The 10,563-nt window shown below is 66.7% G+C and carries 11 protein-coding genes and 1 pseudogene; 6 read left to right on the forward strand and 6 right to left on the reverse strand.

Annotated elements, in window-relative coordinates:
• Positions 1-59: 59 nt before the first annotated feature.
• Both Q0S16_RS24420 and Q0S16_RS24425 read right to left on the reverse strand, forming a co-directional pair.
• Entirely contained in the window at positions 60-977 is a 918-nt protein-coding gene (locus tag Q0S16_RS24420) for a pirin family protein (protein WP_295854464.1), read from the reverse strand.
• A gap of 311 nt (positions 978-1,288) precedes the next feature.
• On the reverse strand, positions 1,289-1,897 hold the full coding sequence (locus Q0S16_RS24425) for a DUF1080 domain-containing protein (RefSeq protein ID WP_295854467.1): 609 nt from the start codon (positions 1,895-1,897) through the stop codon (positions 1,289-1,291).
• Positions 1,898-2,016: 119 nt separating this feature from the next.
• Here Q0S16_RS24425 and Q0S16_RS24430 point away from each other — a divergent pair, with 119 nt between their 5' ends.
• On the forward strand, positions 2,017-3,090 hold the full coding sequence (locus tag Q0S16_RS24430; protein WP_295854469.1) for a helix-turn-helix domain-containing protein: 1,074 nt from the start codon (positions 2,017-2,019) through the stop codon (positions 3,088-3,090).
• 142 nt (positions 3,091-3,232) lie between these two features.
• Positions 3,233-4,636: a serine hydrolase gene (locus Q0S16_RS24435; protein WP_295854472.1), complete on the forward strand. Its 1,404-nt coding sequence runs from the start codon at positions 3,233-3,235 to the stop codon at positions 4,634-4,636.
• Positions 4,637-4,644: 8 nt separating this feature from the next.
• On the opposite strand, the gene Q0S16_RS24440 is transcribed toward Q0S16_RS24435, so the two are convergent.
• Positions 4,645-5,523 (reverse strand): LysR family transcriptional regulator, encoded by an 879-nt coding sequence (locus Q0S16_RS24440; RefSeq protein ID WP_295854474.1) that lies wholly within the window; start codon positions 5,521-5,523, stop codon positions 4,645-4,647.
• Between the two features lie 233 nt (positions 5,524-5,756).
• Here Q0S16_RS24440 and Q0S16_RS24445 point away from each other — a divergent pair.
• Both Q0S16_RS24445 and Q0S16_RS24450 read left to right on the forward strand, forming a co-directional pair.
• Positions 5,757-5,870: pseudogene (locus Q0S16_RS24445) on the forward strand (DUF1127 domain-containing protein); the annotation flags it as partial.
• A gap of 81 nt (positions 5,871-5,951) precedes the next feature.
• A complete protein-coding gene (locus tag Q0S16_RS24450; protein WP_295854490.1) occupies positions 5,952-6,239 on the forward strand; it encodes a DUF1330 domain-containing protein in 288 nt (95 codons plus the stop codon).
• Between the two features lie 7 nt (positions 6,240-6,246).
• Here Q0S16_RS24450 and Q0S16_RS24455 read toward each other — a convergent pair whose 3' ends face one another.
• Positions 6,247-7,614 carry an MmgE/PrpD family protein gene (locus tag Q0S16_RS24455; RefSeq protein WP_295854476.1) on the reverse strand — a complete coding sequence of 456 codons (1,368 nt, stop codon included), beginning with the start codon at positions 7,612-7,614 and terminating at the stop codon, positions 6,247-6,249.
• Between the two features lie 120 nt (positions 7,615-7,734).
• On the opposite strand from Q0S16_RS24455, the gene Q0S16_RS24460 reads away from it, so the two are divergent.
• On the forward strand, positions 7,735-8,874 hold the full coding sequence (locus Q0S16_RS24460) for an FUSC family protein (RefSeq protein WP_295854479.1): 1,140 nt from the start codon (positions 7,735-7,737) through the stop codon (positions 8,872-8,874).
• Here Q0S16_RS24460 and Q0S16_RS24465 read toward each other — a convergent pair.
• Positions 8,871-9,368 carry a hypothetical protein gene (locus tag Q0S16_RS24465; protein ID WP_295854481.1) on the reverse strand — a complete coding sequence of 166 codons (498 nt, stop codon included), beginning with the start codon at positions 9,366-9,368 and terminating at the stop codon, positions 8,871-8,873. The genes Q0S16_RS24460 and Q0S16_RS24465 overlap by 4 nt on opposite strands.
• 42 nt (positions 9,369-9,410) lie before the next feature.
• Positions 9,411-9,884 carry a DUF2867 domain-containing protein gene (locus tag Q0S16_RS24470; RefSeq protein ID WP_295854484.1) on the reverse strand — a complete coding sequence of 158 codons (474 nt, stop codon included), beginning with the start codon at positions 9,882-9,884 and terminating at the stop codon, positions 9,411-9,413.
• A gap of 153 nt (positions 9,885-10,037) precedes the next feature.
• Here Q0S16_RS24470 and Q0S16_RS24475 point away from each other — a divergent pair.
• Positions 10,038-10,563, forward strand: a 526-nt coding sequence (locus Q0S16_RS24475) for an exonuclease domain-containing protein (protein ID WP_295854486.1), incomplete at its 3' end; no start/stop codon positions are given.

Consider the following 10,563-nt stretch of genomic DNA (forward strand, 5'->3'; position numbering starts at 1 on the left):
TTCAGGAAAGCGCTCGCGCGGAAGCGCGGGCGGCAGGAAAATCGAGCGCGAGCAATAGCTCACTCCGGCAGCGGAATGAACTCGTGTTCCTCGGGAACATGGGCAAAACGGCCGGTTTTCCAGTCTTGTTTGGCCTGCTCGATCCGCTCCTTGCTGGAGGAGACGAAATTCCACCAGATATGGCGCGGGCCTTCCAGCGCGTCGCCGCCGAGGAACATCATCCGCATCGGCGTGATGGCCTTCACCGTGATGCGGTCGCCGGGCCGGAAAATCAAGAGCCGCGGCCCTTCATAACGCTCACCGGCGATTTCGATCTCGCCGTCGACCACATAGATCGCGCGTTCCTCGTGGTTGGGATCGAGCGGCACGCAAGTGTCGGCATCGACCGACACCTCGGCATAGAACCACGGCGACACCATCGATACCGGCGAAGCGACGCCAAAGGCCTTGCCGGCCATGATCCGCGCGGAAAAACCGGTGTCGGAAATGGTGGGCAGCGTCTCGGCGCCAAAATGCTGGAACGAGGGGGCGATCTCCTCGGAGCCCTTGGGCAGCGCGATCCAGCTCTGCAGGCCGAGCATCTTCTGGCCGTCGCGGCGCTGGACGTCGGGGGTGCGTTCGGAATGGGAAATGCCGCGGCCGGCGGTCATCAAATTCATGGCGCCGGGCTGGATCTCGCGGACATTGCCCTCGCTGTCGCGGTGCATGATCGAGCCGTCGAACAGATAGGTGACGGTGGCGAGGCCGATATGCGGATGCGGGCGGACGTCCATGCCGTGGCCTGCGATGAATTGCATCGGGCCGAAATGATCGAAAAAGATGAACGGGCCGACCATCTGCCGCTTGCCGTGCGGCAGCGCGCGACGGACCTGAAAACCGTCGCCGAGATCCCGGGTGCGCGGCACGATCACCAGCTCCAGCGCGTCGCAGGACGGCGCGTCGCCGGAAATCGGGTCGTTGGAGGGGTGCCAGCTCATGAAATCTCCCGGAGGTCAGTCCGGGGCCATCCTAGCAGCAATAAGCGGGGGGCGTAAAAGGGGAGTCCCCGTGTCCCGGACGTGGCGCCATGCGCCTCCGCGGGAAGCGTCACGCGCCGCGGAGCCGGGACCGCCAGAAGCGTCGTTGCCTGATACGGTCCCGGCTCCGCGGAGCGGCATGGCGGCGATGCAAGGGCACCGCCTGAGAATGCCGCACCGCGCCCGGGACCCGAGTCCGACCTTTCATATCTCAAGGGCAGCCAAAAGGCGGTGCCGAACTCGCAATGACGGCCGAGAGGCTTTCGCCGCGGCTACAGCGCCTTGATCTGCAGCTTGCGGAATTTCACCACGCCGGAGCCGTATTGCAGGGCGAATGGGCCGGTGGCGTGCTTGGCGTCATTGACGTCCGCGGTCTTCTCGCCGTTCAGCGTCACCACCAGATGCGAGCCCTGCGCGGTGATCTCGTAAGTATTCCACTTGCCGGCCGCCTTCGGCATCGGATCGACCTTGGCGACGTCGACAATGGCGCCGGTGCCGTAGGAGGGATCCGGCCGCTTGTCGAAGATGTTGACCTCGTAGCAGGCCTTGGCATCGATCACCTTGGCGGTGTCGCAGCGGATGAAGATGCCACTGTTGGCCTCCGAATCGACCCAGAATTCGGCCCGGATCTGGAAGTCCTTATAGGTCTCCTTGCTGACCAGATAGGAATAGTCGCCCTTTTCCTTGAATAGCTTGTCGGCGCCCAGCGCGCCGTCGGCCATCGCCCAGTTGGCATCGCCGACGCGGTCCCAGTCGCCCATCTTGCCGCTGTCGACCAGCGTCACCCAGCCGCCCTCGGACTGGCTCGAAGAGGGGCTGCTATAGTGCAGGGCAGCAAGGCCGAGTGCTGACGCGGTCACGAGCGCATAAATCCGTTTCATGGTGGTCTCCTCCGGTTGGCTTTTAATTGCTATCAAATAGGCCACGGGTTCGTTCGCCTGTAAATCGGTAAACGACGGATCACGCGAATGGACATTGCTGCGCGCCCGAGGATTGGACCATGACGGAAGTTGCGACGTTGCATGCTGCGTTGAAGGCCGGGACGGCCGCCCTGCTATTGGTGCTGGCGCTGCTGCTGCTGCGTGATGTTCGCAGCGTGACCGGCCGGCTGGCGGCGGCGCTGGCGCTTGGCGCCGCCACCCATGCCGTCAGCGCGGGACTGGCCGGCCCCGTCGCTGCGTGGCGCGCGCCGCTGATCGCATTATCCACCGGCAACGTCGTGGTGCTGTGGTTGTTCACGCGCGCGCTGTTCGACGACGGCTTCACGCTGCGCCGCTGGCATGCCCTGCCATGGGCCGGGATGGTCGCGCTCAGCCTGGTCGATTGTCTGCTGCTGGGGCCGGATCACGCCGGGCCGGCGCAGGTGCTCGGCGCCGCGCTGAATGTCATGACGCTGGGCTTCATCGCGCTCGCCGTCGCGCGGGCGGTCGCCTCCTGGCGGGTCGACCTGGTCGAAGGCCGTCGCCGGCTGCGGCTGGCGATCGTGGCCGCGGCCACCGCCTATGGCACGATCAACACGATGCTGCAGCTCGTGATGTCCGGTGCCGGATCCGACATCGGCGCCACCGCCAACTCCGTGCTGCTCGCAGTCATCACCATCGGCCTGACGGTGGCGTTGACGGGCGTCGCTGACGCCGGCCTGTTCGCGGCGCCAGCGCAGCCAGGCCCGCCCGCCATGGCCGCGCGCAGCAGCGCAGGTCGCGACCCGACGGCGACCGCCGATCAACGACTGGTCACCGCGCTGAACCGGCTGATGGCCGAGGATCGCATCTATCGCCACGAGAGCGTCACGATCGGATCGCTGGCGACGCGGCTCGCCGTGCCGGAATATAGATTGCGACGGCTGATCAATCAGCAACTGGGCTATCGCAACTTCAACGTCTTCCTCAACGACCACCGCATCGCCGAGGCGAAGGCGGCGCTGGCCGACGCGTCCCAGGCCGCGGTGCCGGTCATCACCATCGCCATGGACGCCGGCTTCCAGTCGCTGGGGCCGTTCAACCGCGCGTTCAAGGCGGCGACGGGGCTGACGCCCACCGATTATCGACGCCGCGCCGTCCCGGCCATCTCGTAACCCATTACGAACACGGCACAGTTTCGAAATCGGCTAGCGACTTGCGGGTTTTCACCAGCCCTGTTCGAGATTCGGCGAGCCGGCGCCGTTGACCTCTGGCTGCTTCGGCGCACCGCGATGTTGCGGATGACCGGAGCAGGCAATGATACGACGACGACATATCCTCATCCTTGCGGCCGTCCCGGCGCTGGGCATGCTGAGCTGGGCTGTTGCCCGCGCGCAGGACGCCCCGCGCATCAGTACCGGCTTCGTCGCCCACACGCTGTGCTCGGCGACCTTCGTGTCCGGCGTCGATCCCGATCAGACCTTTGCCGAGACCATGGCTGCGATGCCCGGCGTCGGATTGATCGGCTGGGCGCTCGGCTACAGCATCGACCGCGATCGCCGCGAGGTCACCGGCACGCTGCTGGGTCTCAGCCGCGCCCGCGCGCGTTACAGCGACGGCTTCGGCTGCCGCATGGTTCATGACGATGCGGCCGCCGAAGCCTGGCCGTTGCCGGCGGAACATCCGCGACGGCCGTTGCTGCCGGACATTGCCGGGCCCGCCCCGGTCGAGGCCAGGTCTCCGGAACTGCAACGGGCTCTCGACCACGCTTTCGCTGAGCCGGAGCAGCCGCCGCGTCACACCCGGGCGATCGTCGTGCTCAAGGACGGCCGCGTCATCGCCGAACGCTACGCGCCAGGCGTCGGGATCGACACGCCGCTGCTCGGCTGGTCCGCCACCAAATCGGTGATGTCCGCGCTGACGGGCATTCTGGTGCGCCAGGGCAAACTCGCGCTCGATCTGCCAGCTCCCGTCGCGGCATGGCAAGATTCCGCCGATCCCCGCCACGGCATCACCGTCGACCATCTGCTGCGGCACACCAGCGGACTGGCCATGGGCAGTTCACTGAGCGCCTCGCTCGCCAGCACGGTCGCGCCGGTCAACCGGATGAAATACATCGAACCCGACATGGCGGGTTTTGCCGAAGCGGCGGCGCTCGACACGCCTCCCGGCACCGCGTGGAATTACCATGATGGCAATACCGTCATCCTGTCGCGGTTGATCCGCGATGCCGTCGGCGGTGATGCCGCCGCGGTCTTGCGCTTTGCGCGCAGCGAATTGTTCGATCCGCTGGGCATGCGCAAGGTCACGCTCGAATTCGACGCTACCGGCACGCCGGAAGGCTCCAGCCAGATGCTGGCGCCGGCGCGGGCCTGGGCGCGGTTCGGCCAGTTCTATCTCGATGACGGTGTGGTCGGCGGCAAACGCGTCCTGCCGGCTGGCTGGGTCGAAAGATCGGTAACGCCGACAGCGGGCGTCTGGGTCGGAATCGGCGCCGGCTTCTGGACCAACCGCGGGGCCAGTTTTGGCGCGACGTTCCGCAGAAGCCGCGGCTGGTCCGCTGACTCGTTCTACGCCAGCGGCACCTTTGGCCAGTATGTCGTCGTGCTGCCGTCGCAACGCCTGGTGATCGTCCGCTTCGGCATCTCCGGCGATCGCGGCGACATCGAAGGCGTCTCCCGGCTGGTCGCCGAGGTGATCGCCGCCACAAGCGAAGACTGACGCGCGCCCTAAGCCTTGCGTTTTGCCGCGGCGCGCCCGTCCAGCAGCACGCGTCGCAGCGCCTGGACGTTCGGCGCAGCGGCGCCCTTGCGCCAGATCAGCGAGGTCGCCGCGTGGTTCTCGCCCCGCGGCAGCCGATGCACGGTCAGCCGCTTGCCCTCCGGAAAGGTCGACAGCACGCTTTCCGGCAGCAGCGCGATGCCCATGCCGGCGACGACGCAGCCGAGCATGGCGTGATAGGAGCCGAGCTCGATCGTGCGTTCGGGCATCTCGCCGCGCTTTGCATACCAGTCTTCCAGCCGCTTGCGGTGCGGGCAGCCGTTCTCGAACACCAGTACGGCGCGCGGCGCGCGGCCCTTCCGCCCGATCGGCGGATGGTCCGCAGCCGACACGATCACCGGCTCCTCATCGAAGGCATGCACGCGGTCGAACGGCGCCGCGGCGATCGGCTCGGCAACGAAGGCAGCGTCGAGCTCTCCGGCGAGAATGCCCTTCGCCAGCGTTTGCGGATTGCCGATCCGCATTTCAAGTTGCACGTCGGGGTAGCGCTTGTGAAACTCGTTGAGCGGCCCCGGCAGCCGCACCGCCGCGGTGCTCTCCATGGCGCCGAGGCGAAACACGCCGCGTGGCCGCGGGTCCCGCACCGCGTCGCGCGCTTCGTCGGCCAGCGCCAGCAGCCGGTCGGCATAGCCGAGCAACGTTTGCCCCGCCGGCGTCAGATGCAGCCGCTTGCCCTCGCGCACGAACAGCGCGGTGCCGAGATCTTCCTCGAGCTGGCGCACCCGCGTCGTCACGTTGGACTGCACGCGGTGCAGCCGCTCCGCCGCGCGCGTCACGCCGCCCTCGCTGACGACGGCGCGGAAAATGCGCAGTTCGGAAAGGTCCATGCATCTCTCCCAGAGATCGTCACGATCTCGATTATTCATTTTAAAGGATGCCCCGTGCCGGGTAAAGCATCGTTACCGGGGACAGCGGCAGGCAGAATAGGGGAGACATGATCGATCGTGAATCCCGGCCGCATGCGCATGATGCGCGCCACCTGACGCCGCGGCAGTGGGACTTGCTGCGGCGGTCCATCATCCGCCAAATTCATGCGGAACGCGGGCAAATGATCCGCGCGATGGTCGGCGGTGCGGCTGCCGTGGTGCGTGCCACCTGGCGGCGCCTCCATGAGCGGCAGCAGGCATCGGCGGCGCTGCACGCCATGAGCGACCATGAATTGCGCGATATCGGACTGGCGCGCTCCGGTATCAAGGCGGCTATCCGCCATCAAAGCGTTACGCCGCGTCAACCAAAACCCAACTGGAGAGTAATGATGTCGAAGGCCTACTGGATCGTCCGCGTATCGGTCCGTGATGAAGCGAACTATCCCGATTACCTCGCCGCGGCGAAGCCGGCTTTCGAGAAGTTCGGCGCGCGTTTCATTGTGCGGGGCGGTGCCTTCGAGGCGATGGAAGGCACCGCGCGGGATCGCAATGTGGTGGTTGAATTCGCCGATCGCGCCACCGCGACCGCGTGCTATCGCAGCCCGGAATATCAATCGGCGAAAGCGATCCGGCAGAAATACGCCGACGCCGACTTCATCATTATCGACGGCGCATGATCGGTCGTCAGCGCCCCAGCGCGGTCGCGGTCGCCACTCTGTCAAAACGCTCCAGCGAGAGAATGGCGTCGGCGAATTTTTCGGCGCCGCCATTCAGCACCGGGCGCGCCAGTTGCAGGAATTTCTGCGCCATCGCCTGGGCGTCGGGGAACGAGGACGGCTCGCCGGACGGATCGGCATAGATCCGCTCGTGCAGGCTGTCGTCGGTGGTGGTGATGCTGACGCGGGCGCCGAACGGATGGCGTTTTCCCTCGAGGCGCTCGTCCTGCACCACGTCGAAACGATCGGCCAGGGTGTTGATCGCGCTGTCGCCGAGTTTTGCATAGTCGTCCCAGCCAAAGCTGCCCTGCTCCAGCGCCAGCGCGCCGGTGAAGAACATCGAGAACTGCCCGCCGACGATCGAGGACGGGTGCCGCTTGGTGGCGGCGTCGCCGGTCAGGGTGATGCCGTTGCGGTGCAGGCCGATCTCGACCCGCTTGACCTGGTCCGGCGTCAGATTGTGCTCGCGGCGCATCGCGATCAGCGCATCCAGCGCGGCATGGGTATAGCGGCAGCTCGGATAGGGTTTGACGCCGATCTTCATGGTCTCGTAGACGGAGCCGAGGCCGGCCACGGCCATTTCCGGATGCGCATTGTCGCTGTAGCCGACCAGCAGGCCATGCTTGCCCTCGACCGATTCCGTGGCGCCGAGAAAATCATTGCGCGCCAGTGTGGCGGCGATCACGCCGTTCATCGCGGAGGCGCCGACCTGGTAGCGCTTGTTCCAGGCGCCGTTGACCAGGAATTGCAGCGAGCCGGCGGCCTGGCTGCCGGATACACCGAAGGCCGAGATCAGCTGCGCCTGCGACAGGCCGAACAGCTTGCCGGCCGCGGCCGCGGCGCCAAAGGTGCCGGCGGTGGCGGTGGGATGAAAGCCGCGGGCATAATGCGAGGTCGGATCCAGCGCATTGCCGAGCCGGCAGCAAACTTCATAGCCGGCCACGATCGCGGTCAGCACCTGCTTGCCGGAGGCCCCGACCATCTCGCCGACGGCGAAGGCCGCGGGCACCACCGGGGCGCTGGGATGCAGCGAGGAATCGGCATGGGTATCGTCAAAATCGAGCGAATGGCCGAGCGCGCCATTGAGCAGCGCGGCAATCGCCGGTGTCCAGGTCCGACTGTCGCCGAATACCGTGGCTTCGCCGGCGCCGTCGAGCGACAGCGCCTCCAGCATTTTCAACAGCGCGGGGGTGGATTCGGAGTCGCGGCGCGCCCGGATGGTGCTGCCGAGGTAGTCCAGCGTCAGCACCTTGGCGCGCTCCAGCACCTCTTGCGGAATGTCGTCGAATTTCAGATTCACGACATAGGCGGCAAGCGTTGCAGTTTCGTCAGCCATTGTGTTTCCTCACTTTTGTATAAACAGCGTAAGCGGGCTGAATCGGCGTTTCAAGCGGCAGGGCGACGCGGGCAGCAGCCATGCCGAAGCGCCTCCCGGGACTGATCTGGACAGGGGCGAATGAGAGCATTGCTGAAGCGGCTGGCCTTGATGGTCTGGTCCCGCAAGGTCGAACTCGGGCTCGGCGTGCGCGTCACCGTGGCTGCGATGAGCGCGCTGGCGACGGCGACGGCGCTCGGTCTCAAGCTGCCGCTATGGGCGGTGCTGACCTCGATCATCGTCACCCAGATGAGCGTTGGCCGATCGCTCAAGGCCACGCGGGATTACCTGGTCGGCACCATTGGCGGCGCCATCTATGGCGGCGCGGTCGCGATCCTGATCCCGCATTCCGGCGAAGGCGCGCTGCTGGCGGTGCTGGTGCTGGCGGTGGCGCCCCTGGCCTTCATCGCCGCGATCAATCCCAGCCTCAATGTCGCGACGGTGACCGCGATCATCGTGCTGCTGCTGCCGCTGATGAATCACGGTACGCCGCTGGAGTCGGCCATCGACCGGGTGCTCGAAGTGACGGTCGGCGCGGTGATCGGGCTGCTGGTGTCGTTCCTGGTGCTGCCGTCGCGCGCGCACAGCCAGATTCGCGCCAGCGCGGCGAATGCGCTCGACCTGATCGCGGCGGCGCTCGGCGAATTGCTGGCGGCGCTGACCCGCGGCCGGGACAACGACGCGCTGCATAAATTGCAGGACGGCATCGGCGCGGCGTTGGTCAACCTCAATGGCCTCGGCGCGGAAGCCGAGCGCGAGCGCGCCGCCCATCTGTCGAACGGGCCGGACACCGGGCCGCTGCTGCGCACGGTGCTGCGGCTGCGCCATGATCTGGTGATCATCGGACGCGCCACCGTGGTGCCGCTGCCGTCGGAATTGCAGAAGCGGCTGGCCGGGCCGTTGGCGCGGGTCAGCGAGGCGATGGCGGCCTATCTGCGCGCGAGGGCCGTCGCGCTGCGCGGCGGCGCCGGCGCGCCGGCGATCTGGCCGCTGCAGGTGGCGTTGCAGGCCTATGCCGGTGAGGTTGCCGCGCTGCGCCGCGCTGGCCTGACCCGCGGCCTGCCGGGTGATGTTGCCGAACGCTTCTTCGCGCTGGGTTTTTCGCTGGAGCAGATGCGGCTGAATTTGAAGGATCTGGAACGCTGCGTCTCGGAATGGGCGGATGCCGCACCGGTGGTGAAGGGCGAGAAACCCGAGGCACCGGAGCCATCGGAAAACTAGGTCCGCGCCTTCAGCGTCTCGAGCGCATGCAGGCGCATTCGTTCCGGATCGCGCTCGCCGCGTGAGGCGGCGTCGAGAATGCTGGTCGAGAGCGTCTTCAACGCTTCCGACGGAATCTGCAGCGGCAATTCGTCAAGGCAGCGATCCAGCGCCACCGACATGGCGGTCACCGTTTCCGGGCCGAACGAATGGCCGCCTTCGTCGTGGGCACGCGCCATCGAACCGGCCGGCGCGGGCTGCCGTTGGCGCTGGCCGAGACGGGCGGCCTCCGACAGCACGCGTAGATAGATCAGGGCCTCTTCGCCCAGCGCGTCCTCGTCGGTCTTGCCGGATTTGGCCAATGAGACGATGCGCAAGGCGAGGCGGCGGCGATTTTCATCGGTATCGGCGGCCTCGCCCTCGCGCGCGATGAAAGGCTGCCAGGCGGCATCGAAGGCGCGCGCGAGGGCGGCCCGGGATTCGTCGCTCGATGGATTCAGTTCGGAAAAGCTCATGCCCGCTAACGGGCCGGGGCCGTCCGGGTTCCCGCGACGCTGTCAGCCGGCGACCTGGCGCAGCATGGTGCGCGCGACCAGGCGATGAAACGGCGTGATGACGGCAAGATAGGTTCGTCCCAACAGGTTGTGCGTCAGCACCACCGTCGTCGTGGTAACGCGGGTACCGGCATCATCCGCGGCGACATCGACCACCACCCGGAAATCGAGGTGGTTGTCGTTGAAGCCGGCGATCAGCCGCCGCGGCGTCGCGCTGATCACTGGAAACATGCCGATTCGGTCGACCGGTGCCTGCCGCGCCGCGGTCGATTTCGTCAGCCCGAACGGCGCCACGATGAGGTCGCGCAGCCTCATCAGCAGCCGGACCCAGCGCGGTGAACGGCCGAACATGCGCTCGGCGGCGGCGCGGGCACCGAGCGCGGTATCAGGCACAGTGATGCTGAAAGCATCGATGAATTGCGCGCCGGCGAGCACGCTGTTGGCGTCGATCGTCGGCTGGATCATGGATACGGTCATGCAACCCTCCCGCGGCGTTATTCGATCATTTTATACCATTATGCCGTAAGCCGCCCGCGCTTTCCGGGCCTCGCGGGCATGGGCGCCGTGTTTATCAAGCGCGACGAATCACCGATAAGGGGCGCGCGATCACGGCGCGAGGAGATGCCACGGGTGCGATTCAGGGTCATCGATATCGAAACCACCGGCCTGATGCCGCCCGCGGAAGTCATCGAGATCGGCTGCGTCGATGTGGTGGTCGAGGATGGCGTGACCCGGATTGAGGCGCCGCGGGCGCAACTGTTCCGGCCGCTGCACGGCATTTCGCCGGAGACGATGGCGGTGCATCACATCACCGAGCAGGATTTTTCCGACGCCACGCCGGCCTGTACCGACGAATTGCTGCTGGCGGTGATCACCGAAGACGCGGCGCCGGACGTGCTGGTGGCGCATAATTGCGAATTCGAGCGCCGCTTCATTTCTGATGCCGCCTGCGGCCACTTGCCCTGGCTCTGCACCCACAAGGTGGCGCTGCGGGTATGGCCGGAGGCGCCACGGCATTCCAACCAGGTGCTGCGCTACTGGCGCGGGCTGGTGCTCGACGCCGCGCTCGCCATGCCGCCGCACCGCGCCGGCCCGGATGCCTGGGTCACCGCGCATCTGCTCGCCGACATGCTGCAGAGCGCGTCTACCGAGGAAA

Source organism: Tardiphaga sp. (genome assembly GCF_025356345.1).
Classification (GTDB): Bacteria; Pseudomonadota; Alphaproteobacteria; order Rhizobiales; family Xanthobacteraceae; genus Tardiphaga.